Annotated in this window: 29 protein-coding genes; 24 read left to right on the top strand and 5 right to left on the bottom strand. The window is 43.9% G+C overall.

Features of this window, described 5'->3' with window-relative positions; genetic code table 11:
- Positions 1–51 precede the first annotated feature (51 nt).
- Positions 52–405, top strand: a complete 354-nt coding sequence (locus N288_RS23480) for a YciI family protein (RefSeq protein ID WP_022544590.1) — start codon at positions 52–54, stop codon at positions 403–405.
- Positions 406–509: 104 nt separating this feature from the next.
- Here N288_RS23480 and N288_RS23475 read toward each other — a convergent pair whose 3' ends face one another.
- Positions 510–1418: a LysR family transcriptional regulator gene (locus N288_RS23475; RefSeq protein WP_022544589.1), complete on the bottom strand. Its 909-nt coding sequence runs from the start codon at positions 1416–1418 to the stop codon at positions 510–512.
- Positions 1419–1563: 145 nt separating this feature from the next.
- Between N288_RS23475 and N288_RS23470 the strand changes: the two genes are divergently transcribed.
- The 4 genes from N288_RS23470 (at position 1564) to N288_RS25310 (ending at position 4100) form a co-directional block, all read left to right on the top strand.
- Positions 1564–2580 carry an alpha/beta fold hydrolase gene (locus N288_RS23470; protein ID WP_009794581.1) on the top strand — a complete coding sequence of 339 codons (1017 nt, stop codon included), beginning with the start codon at positions 1564–1566 and terminating at the stop codon, positions 2578–2580.
- 216 nt (positions 2581–2796) lie between these two features.
- On the top strand, positions 2797–3258 hold the full coding sequence (locus tag N288_RS23465) for an NUDIX hydrolase (protein WP_035402953.1): 462 nt from the start codon (positions 2797–2799) through the stop codon (positions 3256–3258).
- A gap of 47 nt (positions 3259–3305) precedes the next feature.
- Complete coding sequence (locus N288_RS23460; protein WP_022544588.1) at positions 3306–3869, top strand: DUF3267 domain-containing protein; 564 nt, start codon at positions 3306–3308, stop codon at positions 3867–3869.
- A gap of 57 nt (positions 3870–3926) precedes the next feature.
- Complete coding sequence (locus tag N288_RS25310) at positions 3927–4100, top strand: hypothetical protein (protein WP_009794578.1); 174 nt, start codon at positions 3927–3929, stop codon at positions 4098–4100.
- A gap of 76 nt (positions 4101–4176) precedes the next feature.
- Here N288_RS25310 and N288_RS23455 read toward each other — a convergent pair whose 3' ends face one another.
- Entirely contained in the window at positions 4177–4539 is a 363-nt protein-coding gene (locus N288_RS23455; RefSeq protein WP_009794577.1) for a cyclic-phosphate processing receiver domain-containing protein, read from the bottom strand.
- Between the two features lie 262 nt (positions 4540–4801).
- On the opposite strand from N288_RS23455, the gene N288_RS23450 reads away from it, so the two are divergent.
- The 4 genes from N288_RS23450 to N288_RS23435 all read left to right on the top strand — a co-directional run bounded on the left by N288_RS23450 (position 4802) and on the right by N288_RS23435 (position 6914).
- The gene (locus N288_RS23450) at positions 4802–5338 is read left to right on the top strand and encodes an HPP family protein (RefSeq protein WP_009794576.1); all 537 of its coding nucleotides are present in this window, start codon (positions 4802–4804) and stop codon (positions 5336–5338) included.
- Positions 5339–5498: 160 nt separating this feature from the next.
- Entirely contained in the window at positions 5499–5732 is a 234-nt protein-coding gene (locus tag N288_RS23445) for a hypothetical protein (RefSeq protein ID WP_009794574.1), read from the top strand.
- A 64-nt stretch (positions 5733–5796) separates the two neighbouring features.
- Positions 5797–6243, top strand: a complete 447-nt coding sequence (locus N288_RS23440) for a GNAT family N-acetyltransferase (protein ID WP_009794573.1) — start codon at positions 5797–5799, stop codon at positions 6241–6243.
- A 209-nt stretch (positions 6244–6452) separates the two neighbouring features.
- Positions 6453–6914 carry a CarD family transcriptional regulator gene (locus tag N288_RS23435; RefSeq protein ID WP_022544586.1) on the top strand — a complete coding sequence of 154 codons (462 nt, stop codon included), beginning with the start codon at positions 6453–6455 and terminating at the stop codon, positions 6912–6914.
- Between the two features lie 355 nt (positions 6915–7269).
- On the opposite strand, the gene N288_RS23430 is transcribed toward N288_RS23435, so the two are convergent.
- Positions 7270–7506 (bottom strand): hypothetical protein, encoded by a 237-nt coding sequence (locus tag N288_RS23430; protein WP_022544585.1) that lies wholly within the window; start codon positions 7504–7506, stop codon positions 7270–7272.
- Positions 7507–7698: 192 nt separating this feature from the next.
- Between N288_RS23430 and N288_RS23425 the strand changes: the two genes are divergently transcribed.
- The 14 genes from N288_RS23425 (at position 7699) to N288_RS25305 (ending at position 18523) form a co-directional block, all read left to right on the top strand.
- Entirely contained in the window at positions 7699–8121 is a 423-nt protein-coding gene (locus N288_RS23425; protein ID WP_022544584.1) for an NUDIX hydrolase, read from the top strand.
- 23 nt (positions 8122–8144) lie between these two features.
- Entirely contained in the window at positions 8145–8609 is a 465-nt protein-coding gene (locus tag N288_RS23420) for an NUDIX domain-containing protein (protein ID WP_009794569.1), read from the top strand.
- 409 nt (positions 8610–9018) lie between these two features.
- The gene (locus N288_RS23415; protein WP_157638554.1) at positions 9019–10275 is read left to right on the top strand and encodes an aminoglycoside phosphotransferase family protein; all 1257 of its coding nucleotides are present in this window, start codon (positions 9019–9021) and stop codon (positions 10273–10275) included.
- A gap of 263 nt (positions 10276–10538) precedes the next feature.
- The gene (locus N288_RS23410) at positions 10539–10937 is read left to right on the top strand and encodes a hypothetical protein (RefSeq protein ID WP_009794565.1); all 399 of its coding nucleotides are present in this window, start codon (positions 10539–10541) and stop codon (positions 10935–10937) included.
- Between the two features lie 92 nt (positions 10938–11029).
- The gene (locus tag N288_RS23405; protein ID WP_009794564.1) at positions 11030–11458 is read left to right on the top strand and encodes a VOC family protein; all 429 of its coding nucleotides are present in this window, start codon (positions 11030–11032) and stop codon (positions 11456–11458) included.
- Between the two features lie 42 nt (positions 11459–11500).
- Positions 11501–12169: a Type 1 glutamine amidotransferase-like domain-containing protein gene (locus tag N288_RS23400; RefSeq protein WP_009794563.1), complete on the top strand. Its 669-nt coding sequence runs from the start codon at positions 11501–11503 to the stop codon at positions 12167–12169.
- Between the two features lie 229 nt (positions 12170–12398).
- The gene (locus N288_RS23395) at positions 12399–12743 is read left to right on the top strand and encodes a PadR family transcriptional regulator (RefSeq protein WP_009794561.1); all 345 of its coding nucleotides are present in this window, start codon (positions 12399–12401) and stop codon (positions 12741–12743) included.
- A complete protein-coding gene (locus tag N288_RS23390; protein ID WP_009794560.1) occupies positions 12740–13081 on the top strand; it encodes a DUF1048 domain-containing protein in 342 nt (113 codons plus the stop codon). Before N288_RS23395 ends, N288_RS23390 begins: the two co-directional genes overlap by 4 nt.
- Before the next feature lie 225 nt (positions 13082–13306).
- Positions 13307–14080, top strand: a complete 774-nt coding sequence (locus N288_RS23385; protein ID WP_009794559.1) for an ABC transporter ATP-binding protein — start codon at positions 13307–13309, stop codon at positions 14078–14080.
- Positions 14070–14819, top strand: a complete 750-nt coding sequence (locus tag N288_RS23380) for an ABC transporter permease (protein WP_009794558.1) — start codon at positions 14070–14072, stop codon at positions 14817–14819. Before N288_RS23385 ends, N288_RS23380 begins: the two co-directional genes overlap by 11 nt.
- Positions 14820–15187: 368 nt before the next feature.
- Complete coding sequence (locus tag N288_RS23375) at positions 15188–16201, top strand: DUF3231 family protein (protein WP_035402856.1); 1014 nt, start codon at positions 15188–15190, stop codon at positions 16199–16201.
- A complete protein-coding gene (locus N288_RS23370) occupies positions 16202–16654 on the top strand; it encodes a hypothetical protein (RefSeq protein ID WP_009794556.1) in 453 nt (150 codons plus the stop codon). It begins immediately after the preceding gene.
- Between the two features lie 213 nt (positions 16655–16867).
- Entirely contained in the window at positions 16868–18280 is a 1413-nt protein-coding gene (locus tag N288_RS23365; RefSeq protein ID WP_009794555.1) for an MFS transporter, read from the top strand.
- Positions 18281–18358: 78 nt separating this feature from the next.
- Positions 18359–18523 carry a hypothetical protein gene (locus N288_RS25305; RefSeq protein ID WP_022544582.1) on the top strand — a complete coding sequence of 55 codons (165 nt, stop codon included), beginning with the start codon at positions 18359–18361 and terminating at the stop codon, positions 18521–18523.
- A gap of 51 nt (positions 18524–18574) precedes the next feature.
- Here N288_RS25305 and N288_RS23360 read toward each other — a convergent pair whose 3' ends face one another.
- On the bottom strand, positions 18575–18928 hold the full coding sequence (locus tag N288_RS23360; RefSeq protein WP_009794553.1) for a DUF5661 family protein: 354 nt from the start codon (positions 18926–18928) through the stop codon (positions 18575–18577).
- 213 nt (positions 18929–19141) lie between these two features.
- Here N288_RS23360 and N288_RS23355 point away from each other — a divergent pair, with 213 nt between their 5' ends.
- Positions 19142–20149: a DUF3231 family protein gene (locus N288_RS23355; protein ID WP_022544581.1), complete on the top strand. Its 1008-nt coding sequence runs from the start codon at positions 19142–19144 to the stop codon at positions 20147–20149.
- Between the two features lie 59 nt (positions 20150–20208).
- On the opposite strand, the gene N288_RS23350 is transcribed toward N288_RS23355, so the two are convergent.
- Positions 20209–20964, bottom strand: a complete 756-nt coding sequence (locus N288_RS23350) for an SDR family oxidoreductase (RefSeq protein WP_009794550.1) — start codon at positions 20962–20964, stop codon at positions 20209–20211.
- Positions 20965–21216 lie beyond the last annotated feature (252 nt).

The following is a 21216-nucleotide window of genomic DNA, read 5'->3' as shown; positions in this document are numbered from 1 at the left end:
GAGTTGAAATTAAAAACAGATATAAAATTGAGGAAAGAAGGAGGAAATTCTATGCTATTCATGCTCATTGTCAAAGCCTCAAAGAATTCGGAAGGACGTAATCTTCCCAGCCCTGAACTCATGGAAGCCATGACGAAGTACAATGAGGAATTAGTTAAGGCAGGCGTAAGGGTTATGGCGAAAGGACTGTATCCTAGTTCAGATGGAATGCGCATCTCATATCCGAAACCGGGGGAAGAGCCGGTGATAACAGAAGGTCCGTTTGCAGAGACGAATGAACTGATTGCCGGGTTCATTCTGATTGATGTGAAGTCGAAGGAAGAAGCCATTGATTGGGCCAAGAAGATGCCGGACCCGCAGGGATATGGGGAAGGGCAGATTGAACTGCGGCAGGTGTTTGAGTGAGGGGACAGGCTGACTGAGGAATAGAAGCAGGGTGTCTCGTTCATGCAAAAACCTATGCAGAGCATAAGGAAGGCGGACTGCTGCCTTCCTTATGCTTTTTATGGTTAAACAGTTTCACTATCCGGCTTTAGTGGCATGACTTCCCTTACAGCTTCTATGAAAGCTTGTATGATGGGCGAAAGCCATTTGTCTTTATGCCAGAGCATCTGTGTATACACGTGCAGGCCGGGAACTTCCCATGGAAGGGCTACAAGATCTCCGCGTTCAATCTCTGCCTTTACCGTGACTTCAGGAAGAAAGGCTATGCCGAGTCCTGTGATAGCGCATTGTTTAATAGCTTCGGCATTTTGAAATTCCAGATATGTAATACTATCAATGCCTTTTTTCTCAAATGACCGGTCGAACATATTCCGGTAGGTACAGCCCTTTTCATTAACCAGAAACACTTCGCCATGAAAATCTTCTTCCTGCAGGACAGACTGTTTCGCAAGACGATGATTCGGTTCGACGAGGAATAGGAATGTCTCTTCCGCCAAAGGCTCCACTTCAAGTCCTGTTGAGAGGATGGTTTCATCCAGCATAAAGACGACATCTGCTGCACCATCGAAGAGTGTTTGCTTGAGCTCAAGGTTGGAAACGGAGCGGAAGATGATGCGGACTCCCGGATATCGTGAACGAAACAGCTGGAAGACAACGGGAAGCCGATAGGCGCAAAGTACCTCGTTTGCACTTATCGTAAGCGTACCTGTTAGATTTTCATTGTCGTGAACGGCACTACGGGCTTCATCCAGTTTTTCCAGGACGCTTTGGATATGAGTCAAAAATTTTTCTCCTGCAGTGGTGAGAACCAGCTGCTTGCCCAGCCTGTCAAAAAGGCGGACACCCAACTCGTCCTCCAATGCTTTTATCTGCATCGTAACATTGGAGGGGACGTAGTTCAGTGTTTCAGCAGCACGGCTGAAATTCAATGTTGAAGCAACCGTACGGAATGTGTTCAATTGGCGCAATTCCATCTTACTGCCTCCTTTTACTTTCAATATTTTTGAACACTACTGTGAATTTCGTTCACTTTTCTTGAGGTTATCACAGGATTATACTAGCCACAAGAAATCCTTTTCAAAAATATTGGGGTTTCATAGTGAAGGGAGCGGAAAGATAATGGATTATGAAATTTATAATTTGGGGGACGTGACCCTGCAATCAGGAGTTACGCTGCCGAACGCATTTCTTGCGTATAAAACTTACGGGGAATTAAATGAAAAGAAAGACAATGTCATTGTCTATCCAACTGCTTTTGGCGACCAGCATGTTCAGAATGAATGGCTGATAGGAGAGGGCATGGCTCTGGATCCGCGGAAATATTTCATTATTGTTCCAAACCTGCTGGGAAATGGATTATCTTCTTCTCCCAGCAATACGCCGGCACCGTTTGACCGGTCTTCTTTTCCGCAGGTAACCATTTATGACAATGTTACATTGCAGCATCGGCTGGTCACCGAGAAATTTGGCATACAAAAAATTGCTCTTGTGCTTGGATGGTCAATGGGAGGCCTTCAGTCTTACCAGTGGGGCGCAAGCTACCCTGATATGGTGGAACGAATTGCACCATTCTGCGGAAGTGCAAAAACTTGGCCGCATACGTTTATGGTCCTGGACGGGATGAAAGCTTCGCTCATGGCCGCAGTTGGCTTTGATTCTAGTAAACTAAACGAGCTGACTTCTGCAGAAATGCGGGCTGCTGGCCATGTATATGGAGGGTGGGGATTATCACAGGCATATTACAGAGAGGCACTTTATCGTGAGATGGGGTTTGACTCATTGGAGGATTTTATAGCTGGCGTATGGGAAGACAGCTTTATGAAGATGGATCCGCATAATGTTCTGGCGATGCTATGGACGGGGCAGTATGCAGATATTAGTGCAAATCCAGCTTATAATGGAGACTTTGACCTGGCACTCCGAAGCATTAAAGCGCTTGCCTGCGTCATGCCAGGAAGCACAGACCTATTCTGTACAGCAGCCGATAATAAATACGAAGCAAGCCTTTTACCCAATGCTGTTTATAAGCCTATCGAGTCAATGTGGGGCCATTTTGCAGGGCGCGGAATCAACAGTCGCGATAATAAATTTATAGATGATAATTTAAAAAGCCTATTGTCGCTTGGTAAGGAGTAGTAAGACATTTGAGGGTTGCTCTTAAGCGGTTTTTAGAACAGCTGCCAGCCAAGGCGGCTGTTCTAGTTTTATAAAGGTGCAGTACCAGGAAGGATTGCCGTCTTTTTTGCATTGATGCAGCTTTTTCTTTTTTACATAAACATCCTTTTGGATAAAAAAGGAATTATCATACTCCTTCCAGAATCTATATATAAATCAACTATAGGAGCACCTGATATGCACACAATACCTAAACACATTATTGCGGTTTCGGCGCTTATTGAAAACGAAAAGAATGAAGTGCTGCTGGTTAAGGTCCAATGGAGAAAGGATACCTGGGAAATGCCCGGGGGCCAGGTGGAGCTTGGGGAGCCGCTTGATCAGGCAGTCGTAAGGGAAGTTCTTGAGGAAACCGGACTGCATATCAAGCCCGTTGGCATCACAGGTGTTTATTATAATTCGACCAAGCAGATATTATCTGTTGTTTTTAAAGCATGGCACATCAAAGGGGATATCAAAATCCCGCCTGAAGAGATAAGCGAAGCCAGGTTTGTGCTTTTAAATGAACATAATATTGGCCAATACATAACCCGGCCTCACATGAAATCACGGACACTGGATGCGATGAAAGCGAAGAATATCGTTCCTTATGAGACTTGGGAAATGGATCCTTATAACTTGGCAGGAAGGCTATATTGACCCTCTTTTTTTGCGAAGACAACCTGAAAAATTAAAGGAGCACCCCTATGATTCATTGGTTCCGCCACTTGCCCCAATTACATATGAACTCCTCTGAATGGACCCCTTTCATACAGAACAGCTGGTTCCGGGAACATTTTATGAAATTTGCTTATTTACTTCAGATTGTTATGTTTTTGGTGCCTGGCCTCATGGGAGGGCTGTTTACTGAATTACCCCTTTATATGCTCATTCTAATTGGAATTGCTGTCTTTATTGTTCATGAACTTCTGCACATTATCACCGTATATAAAGAAGGTGATATAAGCCTGACATTCAGCGGAACATTTTTTTGGCTGAATACCAATACCATACTATCAAAAAAAAGATTCCTGGTCTTTATGAGCCTGCCGTTTATAGGGTTGTCAGTGGTGCCAGCCATAGTGGCTCTTTTCGTAGCAAGAGAAATGCAAACGCTTCTCTTATTTGTAAGCTGGATTAATTTCATCATTTCAGCTGCAGATATCATTAATTCTTTCTTAATAGCAATCAAGCCGAAAGGCGCAGTGTTCTGCAGGGGGTATTACCGGATCGTTCAGATGAGGGAGCAGATTGTAGATGTAAGAGATTAAGACAGCTGGTGCAATCTTCAAAACCAACTGCAATCCGCGACCTATAGGAGGGATAGAATGGGTTTACTCATTACATTCATGAGCATATGGATCTTCACCTTCATGTTTGCAAGGCTGTTTAGTTTAGTTGGCGGCAACTGGAGCTTGTTTGCTAAAACGTATTGGCAAAATGACATAGTCATCTGTTTTGGACAGTCTCTCCTCATTACGTTATTGCTTGAAATGATGTAATGTCTGGGAATTTTATGCCATAAATATCTGGAAAAAATAATAAGCCAAGAGAATCATATCCCTTGGCCAATCTATATTACTGGTAATGTTTCAGCATCATGGGAGTATAGGAATCCAAGGGCAGGGGTCTTAAAGAGAGGGTCGTGTCATAGGAGTAAATATGGCTGCTTTGTGCCAGCTTAAGGCATTTATACATAGCTTTTCCGCCAACCGCATTTGCTGAATGAACGGTTATATGGTCTGCAGAGAGTTTTTCCCTGACCATAATATTGACCAGAAGCATACCGTTTTCTCTTTTGCTTTCCAGGTCATGGTCCAGTGATAAATGGCCAATTTCATAGGTGCGGAGAAGTTCTAAACATTCCACAATTGTATTCACATATACGAATCCATCCGGCGGTTTCCTATAGTCATCTAAGAATACATTGATTTTTTTCAAATTTCGCCCCCTTAATAAAGAGTGACTAAGAAAAGTTTCTTGTCCTTCATTAAAACCATAACACACCTTTCATGTATAGGCTAACATTCTTTACTATGGCAGCCAGTTAAACTACTAACGTAAACTCGACTGTTTTTACCAAATACTGTTACTTTGGCCTTGCCTCATTCGTATATTCATATATAAGAGCCCATACATACTAATCGCCATGTTAGGACGGGAGCTTTTCTGTCTGCGATTTTCATTTTTAGGGGGGATATAGTTGGAAATTAAATTTTCAAACAGGCCGAAGATATTTACTTTAGGGTTAATCTTTGCATTAGGTTGGCTTCCTCTGGGCTTTTTAGTCTTGATGTTTTATCAAAAAATAAATATATTCCCGGATACTGTTTATTTTCAGGATACGCCGAGTAAAGCCTATATGGTGAATATAGTGGGCGGTCTGCTTATAACAGCAGGTGTTCTGCTTTTCTTGCTTGAGAAGTTGTGGATAAAGGCTATTGGTGGGCTTGCCATATTGATTGCATTTATGCTTATATTTGGTGCCCTTCATACATACACCTATATTGATTCTACAGGGATTCACACTGCACCGCTGGAGGGATTTAAAGAAGAAGTAACTCTCTGGAATGATATTAATCAGGTTGTCATCGTCCTTGATAATGGCAAGCCCGAACAGCTGGAGTTTGAAAGTGAAAATGACACGTTTATCTATACATTAAAAGAATATATGCCCAGAATGAAGCTTAGAGAATGGTTAGATGGCATTGGTGTCAAATATAGCGAGAGGAATATGTGACGAATCACACTTCTTTACATACAGTCATTTTGATCCGGTCTGAATACTTGAAAGCAGAAGCAGCTGCCATCCAGGCGGCTTTTCTTGTTTCAGAAAAGGTACAGGTGTCTGGTCAATATTGGTATATTATAGTAAGGGCATCTTAAGAGGGGGAGATACGATGGAGAAAAAATTAAGGGCCATGCTCGTTTTTCCAGGGGTGTTATTAGTCTTATTCGCATTGAGCAATGATAGATACAGAGAGCTGATATACATCGCCTATATCTTACTGTCGTTAAATCTGATCATTCTGGGCATCCAGGCCTTCAAAGACAACAAAAAATCCACGTTTGCTTATGCTATTACAGCCATATCACTTTTAACCATTTTTCTTTCACTCAAAATGTTATTGTAATAACGGAATTTAAGCAGCAGCCAGGGGAGCTTTTTTTACCAAGAGTGGAGGTTCAGCTTAACTCATGAGTATTGTGCATATCAGAAAAATGGATGCTTCCAATGAATGTGAAGTCAGGAAGATCAAACTAAAGCCCGGACAGGAAAAATTCATTGAAACTGTTGATGAGTGTTTGGAAGAAGCAGGTACATACAGTGAATGGCAGCCAGTGGTTATATATAGTGATGAAGAAGTGATTGGTTTTGCCATGTACGGCTCTTTTGGACCCAACAAAGATACATGGATTGACAGAATCATGATCGATGAAAGATATCAGGGCAAAGGCCTGGGGAAATTGGCGATGTTAAAACTGATTGATATCGCTTCAAGACAATATGATGTAAATGTTATCTACTTAAGTATCAAAGAAGAAAACAGGACAGCTTATCGTTTATACAAAAGTATCGGTTTTGAGGATATGAACGAAATAGATCCTCAGAATGGAGAGCTTTTATTTAAGTATACAGTTTGAGTAAAAGCTGCTCCCTGCTTATAGGCATAAGGGCAGGTCTGCTGTCCCTGTTTTAAAGGAATGGGCCAAGGGACCTGTCCCCTTGGCTTTTTTTAATTTTAGAAGGGTAAGTTATTGACAGTGAAAAATAATTTGTGGTATTATTAAAAATTTGATTAAAATATACATGTGTGTTAAGATTAAGGAAGTTGCGATATGGAGGGGATTATTTGTTTCAAATTGACGATAATGTTGTTTATCCGATGCATGGGGTAGGGATCATTAAAGCGATAGAAGAAAAGGAAGTTTTAGGGGAAAAACAACAATATTATGTCATAAAAATGTTGGTCGGCAATATGGAAGTTATGATTCCTGCAGGTAAGATAGTGAATTCAGGTATACGTCCTGTTACTGACATCATTGCATTAAAGCAACTTATGAATATTTTCCAGAATGGGGAAACAGATAGATTACTGCCCTGGAAGCAGCGATTTAAAGTGAATACGGATAAAATAAAAACAGGGAAAATTCAGGAATGTACGGAAGTTGTACGCGATTTAATGCGTATGAAGAAAGAAAAAGCACTTAACACAAGCGAAAGACAAATGTTGAATAACGCACATGAAATTTTGATCAGTGAACTGGGATTAATGAAAGGAATCACTGAAAACCAAATAAAAAGTTTCTGTTAAAGCAGCCTTAAAATATCCTTAACCAAAGTAAGGCTGCCAAGACACTCAACTTCTCCAACTCACCATTAGAAAATTAACCTCTTTTGTTATTTCTGCCGTCATCCATTTCAATCATTCATATTTCTACGATAAAGTATCTCCATACAACTCGATAAAATTGTCCCTAAAGTTTTTGGCAAATCCTGATTCACACTGGCACGGACACGGAGCCGTAAGGATGAAAGAGAGGCAGGGCTTTCATTGTTTTGGGTATATAAAAAAGAGATAATGGGACAGTTTTACTGTTCCATTTATAAAGGGCGGGTACAAGGAAAACTGGCTATCCGACCCGCAGGCAAACAAAAAAACCTCTGAATCAGAGGTTTTTTTGCAATTCAGAATTCAATTCTTTGTCAATCGCTTTGAGTGTTGATTCTATCGTATAAAATGTGTCAACAGCCTGTGTATGGGCATGTGTGACTTCAAATAGGTTTTCTTTATAGCATACATACAATACCGGCTGCTGGTTGTCATCATTGAAAGTTAATGAAATTTCACAGTTAGGGTATTCCTGTATGGTAGTTAACATTGTTCTCATGTGATCTAAAGACATATAGTCTCAGCCTCCTTCCACTATGGGGGGAGGTGACTAAGTAAAGTCTCGTAGTTCCCAACATATTTAAATAATTGATAATAAGTATAACATACTTTGTGCTTTTATCCAGAAAGAGGAGCCAGCTGGTAAAAAAAGGAATTGTTCTGCGTGTTAGAGAAGGTATGTAAGGCAGAAAAAAGGAGTGTGTTCATGAAAAGAGTAGATGTAGTCTATTCACTTATCTTTGATGAAAAACAGGAGAAGGTATTGGTTGTTAGGAATTTTAAATATGATAATTGGTCTCTGCCGGGCGGTTCGGTTGAAGCAGGGGAAACCTTATCACAGGCAGCTATTCGGGAAGCAAAAGAAGAAACAGGCCTGACGATTGAGGTTGATGACATAATTTCTGTAAATGAAGCGATGATGAAAAATCATGATCATCATGCCGTTTTCATTACATTCAAAGCAAGAGTCATAAGCGGCGAGATCAGTATACAAGATACTGAAACGATAGCAGAAGTAAGATGGGTAAGTTTAGAAACTGCTGATGAAATGATGCCATATCATAAAAATGGGATCAGGTATTTGCTGGGTCAGTCAGCTCCCTATGTCTTTCAAGGGGAAGTGCGGTAGTTTAAGGGAAGGAGACAGAGAGATTGTCCTATCATATAAGAGTTAAAGCAGGTGCAGTCATTATCGAGCAGGACAAAATTCTGCTGACAGAATATAGCGATCCAAACAGGGGTATCTTGTATGATTTTCCTGCAGGAGGTGTGGAGCCTGGCGAGACTATAACAGATGCTGTTAAAAGAGAAGCTAAAGAAGAAGCGTGCATAGAAGTGGAGGTCGGCCCATTGGCCTTTGTCTATGAATATGCACCGCATTTGAATGGCGAAAAATATGGGCCAGTCCATACCCTGGCGATGATGTTTGAATGTACTAAACTGAGCGGCTCGGCTGCAAGGCTTCCAGAACAGCCAGACCCTAATCAGACGGGCGTAAAGTGGATAGCATTATCGCGGCTTGGAGATATTCAGCTCTATGCAGACATAGGAAAGCAAATTCAGGATTATGCCATACATAAGAGGAATATTGATTTGATTGAGGAGCAGCGTCTTTAATAAGCTGAGGAATCATTACAATAGGAGATATGGTGCAGGTCTGTGGGATGAGCCAAGGGACCTGTCCCCTCGGCTCAAAAATGAGGAGGCTTTCTAATGAGCAACTGGTTGTATAGTTTATATTTCGTGATTTTAGGAGTTGTGTCTTTTTTCACGCGGGAGATTGTAACTTTTATCATGCTTGGTTTTATATTGTTGAGCCTGAATAACATCAATAATACGCTGAAAAAAATACACGATAGTACTGATAAAACGGTTCAAGAGAAGTAGCCTTTTTTCAAAAAGCACTCTAAATTAGGGGCCTGTCCCAGGTTTGTAGATGGTACTGAAAGCTGGGAAAATCCTTCTTTTAGTGGATCTGGGCCAAGGGACCTGTCCCCTTGGCTCGATAAATGCAGGGAGTGAACATATGCAATACAAAATAATTGCCTTCTGGCAGGATCGGTTATTGCTCGAAACCTTTAAACATGGGCTCGCCTTGCCCTGCTTCAGTCCTAACCGGACACATCTGGCAGAGACGGGGGAGATTGCTGCTTTTTTACAGGAGAAGTTTGGGGTTAAGGCCAATGTCCTGCAGTGTGTCCATGATGAAGGGGGTATGAGGGTCTACTCAGTGTCCATCCTTGAATCAGGCTTGGAAAATGATATTTACTGGGCTTCTTATCACGAAGCAGCCAGTCTGCTTTCTGCAAAGGACGCTCATTTTTTAAACGAATGGAAGAGCCTCCAGGCAGACCGCTCTGTACCATGGTTTTCTCCGGACTGGCGGGAGGGAATGGAGCGGTGGGTCAGAAACAAGCTGCGGACTGAGAGAATAGACTTCCAGCAGATCAGAAGCTGGGAACGTTCAGTTCTTTTTAAAATAATCACCGGTGAGGAAAATTATTATTTTAAAGCGGTGCCAAAGATCTTCAGGCATGAAGTGAACGTCAGCACATTTCTTTGGGAAGCCGGCATAAAATATATTCCGGCCGTAATTGCTGCAGATGACAGCGAAGGCTGGCTGCTTATAAAGGAGATACAGGGAGAGCTTCTAGGCAGAGCTGGAAAAGAGCAGGATTGGAGGGAGGCGCTCCTTGCCCTGGCCGGGGTTCAAAAGCTGTCTGTCAAAGAGGCAGGGCGGCTTAGGGAAGCAGGTATCCCTGTTCGTCCGCTTGCCTCTGTTGTGATTAGCGGGCTAAGGACGGCTGTTGAATCACTTTTAAAAGACGGCACCATTTCAGATGGCCAATTTTCAAGGCTGGCGGAAAGTACCTCTGAAGCAAACTTGATTTGCAGCATGCTACAAACTCCGCTGGTGCCATTGTCGCTGGAGCACGGAGACTTTTTTGGAGGAAACGTCATACTGGAGGAAGGGCTGCCCATTATCTATGACTGGTCAGACAGCTCTTTGTCACATCCTTTCTTAAGCGTCACTGTGTTTTTAAATGAGGCAGCCGAACTTTTTTCTGAAGAGTTCGCGGATGAATTGCTTGAAGCGTACTTAAGCTGCTGGGCAGAGTGGGGTTTAGAGGAAGACCTGCGCAAAGAGTACCTGAACGTTCAAAGAATTGCGCCATTATTTGGCTTGGCTGTCTATCAAAATGAAATCTTTCCTTTTTTCCAAAAGAATTGGGATAAGAATCGGATCATCCAGGAATATATTCAGTTATGGCTTGATGCGTAAGATACACCTCCGCTATAGTTCTGGTGAAAATGTATTCTGATTTTTACCTAAAGTAAATAAAGATAGGAAGTTGGGTTGGATCCTAATAAAAAGAAAACAGAAGTTATGTGGGCAGGGATCGGTTTAGCATTGGGTGCAGGTGTTGGGGCGATACTTGGAATCGTGGCATACAATCAGCAATGGCTGGGCTGACAATAAATAAGTAGAAAGTATATTTTTCCCATTTAAACAATCATTATGCAGAAGGAGGTACGGCCCTGCTTATGAACTTAGATAACTTTCAGATTCTTGATGTGTCAAAGGACCACATTGGAAGATACCTTAAATTGAAGGTAGAGCTTCCTGATGGTGACAGTGTAATCCGATGGGGATTGGATGAGTTTACATACAGGCAAATAAAAGAGGTTGTATCTAAGAAGTATTTTGATTCACTTGCTATCGACTATCAATATGAAATGGTAACCTGTGTCGGGACATACAAGGAAAGTCTGAAGGAGCCGCCCGGTTACAGAGGGACAATCAGATGTATCCAGGGAAATCGTGCAGCAAGAATTGAATTTTCTTGTTCGTCGAAGTTTGCTGGAAATATGGAATGGTTCAGGAAAGAAGTGAGCGGAGTGGAAGATATAGAGCATTTGCTTTGGGAGAAATACCTTTCTTAAAATGAACAATTTTTAGGAAGGTATTTTCAGCAGCCTATTGAAATATAAGAATGGTGATTCTGCCAATTAAATTTAGGTGAAGAGGTGTGAGGATGATTAAGTCGATGTATCCGTACTTAGTAATGAACGGGAATGGTCAAGAGGCAGTGAGTTTTTACAAAGATGCTTTAAATGCAGAAGTGGTTTCCGTCCAGACGTTTGGCGATATGCCTGACAACCCGGAATTCCCTTCCCCGCCTGAAGTAAAGGACCGAGTACTGAACGCTCACCTGAAGGCAGGGAATATGGATTTAATGCTTTCTGACACATTTCCTGGCCAGCCTTACCAAATTGGTTCCCAGGTGACGATTGCTCTTATCGTAGATGAATTAGAGCAGACGAAGGGGATATTCGCTAAGCTTCAGGATGGCGGGAAAGTGGACATGCCGCTCCAGGAGACTTTTTGGAGCCCTTTATATGGGCAGGTTAGTGATAAATTTGGTGTGATGTGGCAGATTTCTGCTGCGGCTAAGGACTACTAATGGTGGGGGGTTTCCTGAAATTAAACCGCAAGGAGCGATGTTATGAAGTTTCTGCTTACTTCTGGCGGCGTTAATAATAAGAGCATAAACGATGCACTTGTCGATATGCTGGGCAAACCGGTCGCTGACTCAACGGCCTTATGCATCCCAACCGCCATGTATGGGCACCCCTGGGTCGGCCCCGGTGTCAAAGCCTGGGAGTTCATCAGCGGAAGTCCCGGTAATTCCATGGTCGATCTGGGCTGGAAGTCGATCGGTGTGCTGGAGCTCACAGCTCTCCCAAGCATCGATGAAGACCGCTGGGTGCCGCTTGTCAGGGAGACGGACGTCCTGCTGGTGTCAGGAGGGGACGCCCTCTACCTTAGCCACTGGATGCAGCAGTCAGGACTGGCAGACCTTTTGCCGTCCCTGCAGTCAGTCTATGTTGGGATGAGTGCCGGAAGCATGGTGATGGCACCTAACATCGGGGAATACTTTGTAGGCTGGACTCCGCCCGACGGTGGTGATGCCGCGCTTGGACTGGTCGAATTTGCAATGTTTCCGCATCTGGACCACGAGATGCTTCCGGGAAACACCATGGCTGCCGCAGAGAAATGGGCCGCCGGGATGAAGGGGTCAGCTTATGCAATGGATGATCAAACGGCCATCAAAGTGGTTGACGGAGCAGTAGAAGTTGTTTCCGAAGGGCAGTGGATGCTGTTTTCTAATTGATGTCGATATCCGCAACAAAGATTTGCATCCTTAAATGAATAAAGTATTCTCGATCAGCTGCCAGCAAGGCGGCTTTTTTCTTTTTTGCAAAAATGGGCAGCAAACAGCTTTAACGTACTTGACAGACAACGCTACTCGGTATTACTATATAGTTAGTAATAAGTATTACTGAATACCGGTTATACAGAGTACTAAATATACAAGTGAGATATAGACGGGGGTAAAAGAATTGGAAAATATCACGGAAATGCTGAAAGGAGTGCTTGAGGGCTGTGTGCTTGAGATCATCAGCCGCGGCGAAACATATGGTTATGAAATCACGCAGCAGCTCCGGCAGCTCGGCTTCACTGATGTGGTTGAAGGGACTGTGTACACCATTACCATGCGGCTGGAGAAAAACAATCTGGTGGATATCGAGAAAAAGCCCTCCACTGTGGGACCGCCGAGAAAGTTCTACACCCTAAACGCAGCTGGCCGGGAAAAACTCAAAGCCTTTTGGGAAAAATGGGCCTTTGTCTCGGGCAAAATTGACGAACTGAAAACTAAACAAATCAAAAAGGAGAATGCGAAATGAGTATTTTTGAAAAAATCATCGGCAGCCTGGATGACAAGCGGGAATGGAAAGCGATGGAGGCGCGTGCGAAGGCACTTCCAAGCGAGTACTCTGCCGCGTATAAAGCGATCCAGAAATATATGTGGACGGCTGGAGGCGGTCCGACTGATTGGAAAGGCACGAATCGCATCTTCACCGGCATCCTGGACCTTTTTGAGGAAGGGGCAGCGGAAGGCAAGAAAGTCACTGATCTGACGGGCGAGGATGTTGCTGCTTTCTGTGATGAGCTGGTGAAGGATGAGAAAACCTGGAATGACAAATATCGTAAGAAGCTGAATGATACCATCGGCCGCGGATAGGCAATAATCTAACAATTGAATTAGAAACCTGCTGAATAGCCAGGTCTGATTGACTGCTGCTATTCAGTATTTTTTTAAGTGGGTAGTAAGTAATACTGATAATCGGTATAACAGAGTAGCGAATAAGATTATGTGATCAAAGCCCTGTGTCTTTTTGTCCGAAGGCAGAAAACAGATTGTTTCTCGGACATCGGTTTTTGCTGCAAATAAAAAGGAGGAATCTATATGAACCATAAAGCGATTTCTGTAAGAGGGTTAACAAAATCCTTCAAAGACAAGGAAGTTTTAAAGGGGGTGGAATTTGAGGTGAGGCGCGGCGAGATCTTTGCATTGTTGGGTTCCAATGGGGCGGGCAAAACAACTACTGTAAATATTCTCTCGACGTTATTGAAGGCAGATGATGGTAAAGCAGTTATTGGTGGTTTTGATGTTCAGCGCCAGCCGGAGCACGTCCGCCAGAGTATCAGTCTGACCGGGCAGTTCGCCGCAATAGACGGCATGCTGACCGGGCGGGAAAATTTAATGATGATTGCCAAGCTCCGGGGAGTATCCAATCCAGCTGAAGTCTCCGACAATCTGCTTTCCCGATTCAGTCTGACAGAAGCGGCCAGCCGCCGGGCAGAAAAGTATTCAGGCGGGATGAAGCGCCGGCTCGATCTCGCCATGAGCCTGATTGGGAAGCCAGAAGTCATTTTTCTCGACGAACCTACCACAGGGCTTGATCCTGAAGCCCGGATTGAAGTCTGGAATATTGTCAAAGAGCTAGCCGGCAATGGTACGACTATATTACTGACGACCCAGTACCTGGAGGAAGCCGAACAGCTGGCCGACCGCATTGCCATCCTGCATGACGGGAAGATCATCACCACGGGCACCCTTGTTGAACTCAAGGAGATGTTTCCGCAGGCAAAAGTAGAATACATTGAGAAGCAGCCGACATTAGAGGAGATATTCCTTGCAATTATCGGCAAAAAAGGAGGAGATGGAAATGAAAAATAAAACTGGGGTACTGCTGGGACGATTAATGCGCAATATCTTGCGCAGCCCGGACACAATCGTCACGGTAGCCATTACGCCGATTACGATGATGCTGCTGTTTGTTTACGTATTTGGCGGTGCTATTGAAACGGGCACGGAGAACTACGTGAATTATTTACTGCCTGGAATCTTGCTGATCACGATCGCGTCCGGCGTCGCTTACACATCCTTGAGGCTCTTTAATGATGTAAAGAGCGGGCTGATGGCCCGTTTCGTTACCATGCCCATTAAGCGCTCATCTATATTGTGGGCTCATGTGCTGACCTCGCTTGTTTCCAATGCACTTGCTATTGTGGTGGTAATCCTCGTCGCATTCATAATGGGCTTTCGTCCGGATGCTAATATCTTCGATTGGCTCGCGGCGGGTGGGATTCTCCTGCTGTTTACGCTGGCGCTGACATGGCTGGCGGTAATTCCGGGGTTGACTGCCGATTCAATGGAAGGGGCTACAGCATACTCCTACCCGTTGATATTTCTCCCATTTATCAGTTCGGCTTTTGTTCCCACTGAAACCATGCCTAAAGTTGTTCGGGTATTTGCTGAGAACCAGCCAGTGACTTCCATCGTCAATTCAGTTCGTGCCCTCTTCTATAATGGGGCTGTCGGCAGCGGTATCTGGACAGCACTTGCCTGGTGCCTTGGCATTATGATCATTGCTTATTTTATTGCCAGTAAGGTATTTAAACGCCAGTTGGAGTAAGAAAAGGGCGGTGCCTGACCAATTTAAGGCCCTTCCAGAGTGTCAAAGCCAGGAATTCGATTAATTGGCCCAGTAATCTACCAACTATGAGATTAATTTAACCATTTGACTCAATAATCTACCAACTTCTTACTTGTTCTACCAACTGGGTAAAATAGGGCTGATACTTTGAATGTATCAGCCTCTTTTATTTGGTGGAGAGTATGATCCCCAAAAACGTCTGGATAATGGTAACAATTCTCGTTTAAGAGCCCGTTTTTACTGATTCGATGAGGATATTGAAGAAGCTGTTTCAAGGGATGTTCATGTATAGACATTTTTCATAGGGATAAACTACCTTAGATAAAATCTTGCAGGGGGTATGGACTGTGGAAACCAGTGATCATAGCACGAGACTAAGTTCATCGGAACTGGCAAACCTTTGGAGTCAATATATAAATGACAGCTTATCTCACTGTGTGTTTCGTTATTTTCTTAATCATGTACAAGATAAAGACATTACTCAGGTACTGCAGTATGCCCTTGAATTAACGGAAAGGCATATGCAAAAGGTTGAAGGATTTCTTAAAAAAGAAAATTATCCAACACCTAAGGGTTTTACTGATGAAGATGTTACAGTGGAAGCACCCGCTTTATTTACAGACACCTATATGATTGTTTATCTGCATATTATGGCTGTTCATGGATTGACCAGATACGCAGGGGCAATCGGCAATATTGTGGCAGAGGAGCAGCGGAAATATTTTATTGGTGTGATTTCTGAAACCTTGGAATTGTATGACCGGGCTACCAAGACCCTTGTAGATAAAGGGATAATCAGCAAACCGCCTGCTTTTAACAACCATCAGAAAGTCGAATTCGTTAAGAAGCAAAGTTTTATGACAGGCTGGTTAGGAAAACGAAGACCTATAAGTGCAGTGGAAGTAAGCGGTACCTATCTCAATCTGCAGAAAACCATGACAAAGATTGTTCTGGAATTAGGATTCAGTCAAGTTGCCAGATCGAAAGATGTTAAAAAGTTCATGGAAAGGGCGAGGGCGCTCTGCAACGACCACTTTAAAATCTTATCTTCCATGATGACTGAAGATAACCTGCATGTTCCCAGGACATTTGAGTCTGAGGTAACCGATTCAACGATCCCTCCTTTTTCCGATAAGCTTATGATGTATCATATAGCATCGCTCATCTCTTCTGCCATCGGTTATTATGGCGAGGCAATGGCAATCAGCCAGCGAAGGGATCTTGCAGCTGATTACGCAAGAATGATAACAGGAATTGGAGTGTTAGCTGAAGACGGCATGAACATATTAATAGAAAATGGGTGGATGGAACAGCCTCCTCTAGCAACAGATCATGAAGACCTGGCAAAAAATAGAAGATAAATGAATAAGAAAGATAAAGTCGTCGAGAGTATATTATGGAGTATAGCCTTGCCCGGTTTTGCCCAAGTATTAAACGGGCAGCTTGTAAAAGGTTTTTTACTTATAGCATTAGAAGTTTTGATCAATGTGATGGCTAACTTCAATGAGATAATCCGTTTAAGTTTTATTGGCAATATAGAAGGTGCAATAGCGGAAACCAATTATTCCTGGCTTATGTTTTACCCATGCCTATACTTTTTCGCAATGTGGGATGCCTTTAAAGGGGCAGGAGGGGGGAGAGAACCTTACTCCTATCTTCCGTTTGTGTCCTCAGCGTATTTAGTTACAGTAGGAATTATGTATTCAGCAGATGCGAAATTATTCGGTGTATTATTGGGCTCAGTTTGGTTTCCGATGTTATGTGCTGCTCCAGGATTAATAATAGGCTTTTCTTTAAAAAAGTTCTTAAATTGAGCCGAGGATGAACCCAGTCGTTTGTCCTTTTTATTAATTATTAACTACTTCAATCCACGGCGCCCACAACGGATTTCTTGCTTTATGTTTTAACCCCCAAATAAAGGGAAAAACCAACTAAGCTAGTTAGTTAGATAGTATTTAGGAGGGGGAAATGTGAAGAAACAGCGAGAGACACTAGAGGCAAAAGATATTACTGTTGTGGACAGTTCGATGGCGAAGAAGTCCATGATGGGGACATCCATCGGGAATGCGATGGAGTGGTTTGATTTTGGTATCTATTCATTTTTGGCAGTTACGATGGGCAGGGTGTTTTTTCCGGAGATTGACCCATCTTTTCAATTAATATACGCGTTTGCCACGTTTGCGGTGGCATTTATTGCTCGTCCGCTCGGCGGTATGTTCTTCGGGATGCTTGGTGACCGGATAGGCAGGAAGAATGTGCTGGCCATTACGATGATCCTGATGGCGGCTTCCACGCTCAGCATCGGCTTGATCCCGGGCTTTGCAGCGATTGGGATCACAGCTCAAATTTTACTATTATCAGCAAGGCTTGTGCAAGGTTTTTCAACCGGCGGGGAATATGCCGGGGCTATGACCTACATAACCGAAACAACTCCTGATAAAAAACGCAGCTTCATGGCCAGCGGCCTTGAGGTTGGAACACTGGTCGGCTTTATTGCCGGCGCCGGCCTTGTTACGCTGCTGACCTTTATGCTTGGCAGCGAGGCGATGACGGCATGGGGCTGGAGAATTCCGTTCTTCATTGCCGCTCCGCTTGGAATCATCGGCTTCTATTTCCGTAATCATTTAGGTGAAACGCCGGCTTTTGAGGCGATGAATGAATCGATTGAAGAGAAAAAGAATGAAAGTGTTACGCTAAAAGAGATTTTTGCCGGACATTGGAGAGCATTATTGACTTGTACGGCGATTGTTATTTTCTACAATGTTATGAGTTATACCGTTCTGACTTATATGCCGTCTTATATGTCAGAAGAGCTCGGGTACAGTGAAGGGAAAGGGCTCCTGATGCTTGTTCTTGTGATGATCGTCATGATCCCGATGGTATTGGCAATGGGGCATTTGAGCGACAAATTCGGACGGAACCGCATTCTGAAAGCCGGCCTGATTGGCGCGGTTGTCCTGAGCATCCCTGCTTTCATGCTCGTCCGATCGGGCAGCACCATGGGCGCTTTCCTTGGATTGCTGATCCTCGGCCTGCTGCTGACGACTATGCAGGGCTCACTGCCGGCAACACTCCCGTCGTTATTTTATACGAAAGTGCGCTACGGGGCACTGGCAATCACGTATAATACAGCAACGTCGCTGTTCGGAGGCACAACACCGCTGCTGGTCGCATGGCTGGTGAGCGTAACCGGCAATAATATGGTGCCAGCTTATTACCTGATGGGCATGTGCCTGTTCGGCATCATTGTGGTCACCCTGTTTGTCAGGGAGACGGCAGGAAGATCGCTTCGCGGTTCTGCACCGGTTGTTGAGCATCAGAGCGAAGTGAAGGAAGTCCTTAAGAATCCGGAGAGGGCCTACTGGTGGAAGAATGAAGGAAGAGCCAGGAAAGGCGCTTTGGGTAAAGGGTTATTGGCTGGATTGTTGAATAAGCATTAAAAAAAAGGTGCCTGACTCCAAACGCATACAAGCTGTGCTTATGGAGTCAGGCATTTTTTTAATAAGGAGGGTGCAAGGGTGAAAACCATGTCTTTGCGATTGATATTTATCATAGTGGGGGCTTTAGTTGGAGGACTCATTGTATATCTTATAAACGGGGAATTTCCACTGGGTGTCCTGGCAGGCTTTGCGGCCGGCGCGGTGATTATTCTTGTTTTAGCTGTGTATAGAAGAAAAGAGTGAGGCGACCTGTCCCGCTGTCCCAAGATACTTAAGAAAGTGGGGGAATGCACCTCATTTATTCCAATAAGCCTTCGCTTCTTTCTCCAGCACCTTTAGCCGTTTGTAGTAATCAGGAAACTCGTTAAGGTGTGCGAGGGCAATTTTTCCTGTGATGAGAGGGTCATCACCTGTTACATTCGTTTGGCTGGAGATCTTACCGTGCTCAAGCTCTGTATTTACACCAAGCCAAAATTCATTTAAATCAAACCTGCTCTTAGTAAAATCGATTCCCAGCAGCAAAGCGATGGCAGCTGCTTCTTCTTTGGAAAAAGTCTTTTGCCTGACAGCATGATGGGGATATGGATATCTTACACTATGCCTATGGCCAACGATGAAACGGTGAGAATAAGGATCATGAAAGTACATGTACATCACTCCTAGAGGGCAGATTACGTTAGTAGGCTATGAATTTCAAAGTGAGATGGTGTCTGGCTCCAAGTCTTTTATACTTGGGAGGAGCTTGCTTTTAGAAGGAAGGACAAGGGAACTGTTCCCCCTAGCCCTTAGGTATGTGTTCAAACATATTTCTCCTTATTCAGGAGATAATAACCCTTATGGACTTAAATAGGAGGAAAAGGCATGGAGACTCATCATAATCATATGAAGCTAACCGCCGCAGAATTGAGTTATTTATGGGCTTCTTTCATGGCAGACAGTATGGCGGTTTGTGTATTAAAGTATTTTCTTCGTCATATTGAAGATGAAGATATCCAAAAGCTTGGTTCCCATGCTTTGGATTTGTCACAGCAGCATGTGGAGATCATAAGAGGGATCTTTACAGAAGAAGGCATCCGGATTCCGCAGGGATTTACGGAGGAAGATGTGAATTTAGAGGCGAAGCGATTGTTTTCCGACGTTTTTTATTTGCGCTACATACACAATATGGCAAAGGGCGGTCTTGCCACTTATGGCCGGGTGCTGCAGAATACATGGCGGTCTGATATTCATTCATTCTATTCCAAGTGCTTAACCTCAACAATCGAATTAAAGACCGAGGCCAATGAGCTATTATTGAAAAAGGGACTGAGTGTGCGCCCGCCAAGCATTCCATATCCGGAAAAAACGGAGTTTGTTCATAAGCAGTCCTTTATTCTGGAAGGGCTGGGGAGGAGGGAATCCCTCACCGGGTCAGAGGTGACGAATCTTCATGCAAATATCCAGACGAATCATTTAGGAACCTGTATGGCTTCAGCCTTCAGCCAGGTGGCCAAATCAGATAAGGTCCGGAAATATATATTAAGAGGAAAAGAAGTTTCCCGGAAACATATAAAGGTTCTGAGCCGCTACTTGGAGATGTGTTCATTGCCTGTCCCCATGGGCTTTGACCAGGAAGTAACCGAATCAACCGAGTCGCCATTTTCAGATAAATTAATGATGTTCCACTTTGGCCTGATGATTTATGCCGGAATCGGCAACTATGGAATAGCCATTTCAGAGAGCAATAGAAGCGATCTGGTTATTGATTATGAGCGGTTTACTGGAGAGGTCCTCAAGCTATCTGAGGATGGAGTAAATCTGATGATTGAAAACGAATGGATGGAGCAGCCGCCATTGGCAGCAAATCGCAGGGACTTGGCGAAGGATTGATAAAAAAGAGGTGCCATTGCCCGGAACAGGGGGGCAGGCACCTTTTTTGAGCTGCAGGATCATCCCCTCATAAACCCGCCTTCCGAATGGATAATCTGGCCGGTGATCCATTCAGCATCTTCGCTTGCCAGGAAGGCAGCAAGACGTGCAGTATCATCCGGTGTGCCAATCCGGCCCATTGGAAATTTAGGCAGGAGGTGATTTCTGATACCGTCTGTCATCCACGTCGAATCGGTTGGACCTGGATTGATAGCATTAACGGTAATCCGAAGCGGTGCAAGCTCCTGTGCTAATGATCTCGTAAAAGCAGAAATGGCGCCTTTGGTCGCTGCATAAGCCAGTTCCCCTGGCATTGGGGCTATATCCTGACCGGATGTCATGTTGATGATGCGGCCAGACGGTGAACCTGAGTCTTTAAACCGGCGGGCAAACTCAGCACACAGAAGAAAGGTGGACCTCATATTGACCGAGTAATGAAGGTCAAGTGTGCTTGCATCTAACGATTTATAATCATTATTAACAGAATGAGCGGCATTGTTAACCAAGATGGACGGAGAGCCCAGTCGGCCTGCAGCTTCTTCATAGATGGCCAATGCCGCATTTGCATCTGTCAGATCCACCTTTAGTGCCTCGCAGCGTACACCAATATCAGCAATATCCTGCTGAAATTGTTCAATCCACTCAGCATCAGAATGCCAGTGTGTAAAAAATATATCCATATCCTGTGAAGCCAGCTTGCGGCAAATTGCTGTACCAATTTCATTTTCACTGCTTGCACCTGTTACAAGTGCTGCCTTTCTTCGAGAATGACTCATCGTTTTTACCTCCCAGTATAGAGAACGATTTAATGCTGGCAAAAGAGATGCAGAGTCACCGAAAATAGTAAACCCCTTTGACAATGTCTGCCTGGCTGATGGCATGTTTTGGTTCCATCCCGGATTATTAAATTGTTATGAATATTCAGTTGATTAATTGTATCATAGGGTGATTGGGATGAGAACTCTATACATTAAAGAAGCAAAAAGCCGATAAACTAAGCAAAAAAACCGGTTCCAGTAGGTTTGGAA

It is taken from the genome of Bacillus infantis NRRL B-14911 (genome assembly GCF_000473245.1).
GTDB lineage: Bacteria > Bacillota > Bacilli > Bacillales > Cytobacillaceae > Bacillus_AB > Bacillus_AB infantis.
This window is presented reverse-complemented; position numbering and strand designations above follow the sequence as displayed.

Bases quoted from the DNA above. Each gene is read 5' to 3' on its own strand.
- N288_RS23350 (WP_009794550.1), bottom strand. From the start codon at position 20,964: ATGAGTCATTCTCGAAGAAAGGCAGCACTTGTAACAGGTGCAAGCAGT.
- N288_RS23430 (WP_022544585.1), bottom strand. From the start codon at position 7,506: ATGTCTTTAGATCACATGAGAACAATGTTAACTACCATACAGGAATAC.
- N288_RS23360 (WP_009794553.1), bottom strand. From the start codon at position 18,928: ATGTACTTTCATGATCCTTATTCTCACCGTTTCATCGTTGGCCATAGG.
- N288_RS23385 (WP_009794559.1), top strand. From the start codon at position 13,307: ATGAACCATAAAGCGATTTCTGTAAGAGGGTTAACAAAATCCTTCAAA.
- N288_RS23380 (WP_009794558.1), top strand. From the start codon at position 14,070: ATGAAAAATAAAACTGGGGTACTGCTGGGACGATTAATGCGCAATATC.
- N288_RS23355 (WP_022544581.1), top strand. From the start codon at position 19,142: ATGGAGACTCATCATAATCATATGAAGCTAACCGCCGCAGAATTGAGT.
- N288_RS23405 (WP_009794564.1), top strand. From the start codon at position 11,030: ATGATTAAGTCGATGTATCCGTACTTAGTAATGAACGGGAATGGTCAA.
- N288_RS23365 (WP_009794555.1), top strand. From the start codon at position 16,868: ATGGCGAAGAAGTCCATGATGGGGACATCCATCGGGAATGCGATGGAG.
- N288_RS25310 (WP_009794578.1), top strand. From the start codon at position 3,927: ATGGGTTTACTCATTACATTCATGAGCATATGGATCTTCACCTTCATG.
- N288_RS23415 (WP_157638554.1), top strand. From the start codon at position 9,019: ATGCAATACAAAATAATTGCCTTCTGGCAGGATCGGTTATTGCTCGAA.
- N288_RS23470 (WP_009794581.1), top strand. From the start codon at position 1,564: ATGGATTATGAAATTTATAATTTGGGGGACGTGACCCTGCAATCAGGA.
- N288_RS23480 (WP_022544590.1), top strand. From the start codon at position 52: ATGCTATTCATGCTCATTGTCAAAGCCTCAAAGAATTCGGAAGGACGT.
- N288_RS23440 (WP_009794573.1), top strand. From the start codon at position 5,797: ATGAGTATTGTGCATATCAGAAAAATGGATGCTTCCAATGAATGTGAA.
- N288_RS23390 (WP_009794560.1), top strand. From the start codon at position 12,740: ATGAGTATTTTTGAAAAAATCATCGGCAGCCTGGATGACAAGCGGGAA.
- N288_RS23460 (WP_022544588.1), top strand. From the start codon at position 3,306: ATGATTCATTGGTTCCGCCACTTGCCCCAATTACATATGAACTCCTCT.
- N288_RS23445 (WP_009794574.1), top strand. From the start codon at position 5,499: ATGGAGAAAAAATTAAGGGCCATGCTCGTTTTTCCAGGGGTGTTATTA.
- N288_RS23370 (WP_009794556.1), top strand. From the start codon at position 16,202: ATGAATAAGAAAGATAAAGTCGTCGAGAGTATATTATGGAGTATAGCC.
- N288_RS23410 (WP_009794565.1), top strand. From the start codon at position 10,539: ATGAACTTAGATAACTTTCAGATTCTTGATGTGTCAAAGGACCACATT.
- N288_RS23465 (WP_035402953.1), top strand. From the start codon at position 2,797: ATGCACACAATACCTAAACACATTATTGCGGTTTCGGCGCTTATTGAA.
- N288_RS23400 (WP_009794563.1), top strand. From the start codon at position 11,501: ATGAAGTTTCTGCTTACTTCTGGCGGCGTTAATAATAAGAGCATAAAC.
- N288_RS23425 (WP_022544584.1), top strand. From the start codon at position 7,699: ATGAAAAGAGTAGATGTAGTCTATTCACTTATCTTTGATGAAAAACAG.
- N288_RS23475 (WP_022544589.1), bottom strand. From the start codon at position 1,418: ATGGAATTGCGCCAATTGAACACATTCCGTACGGTTGCTTCAACATTG.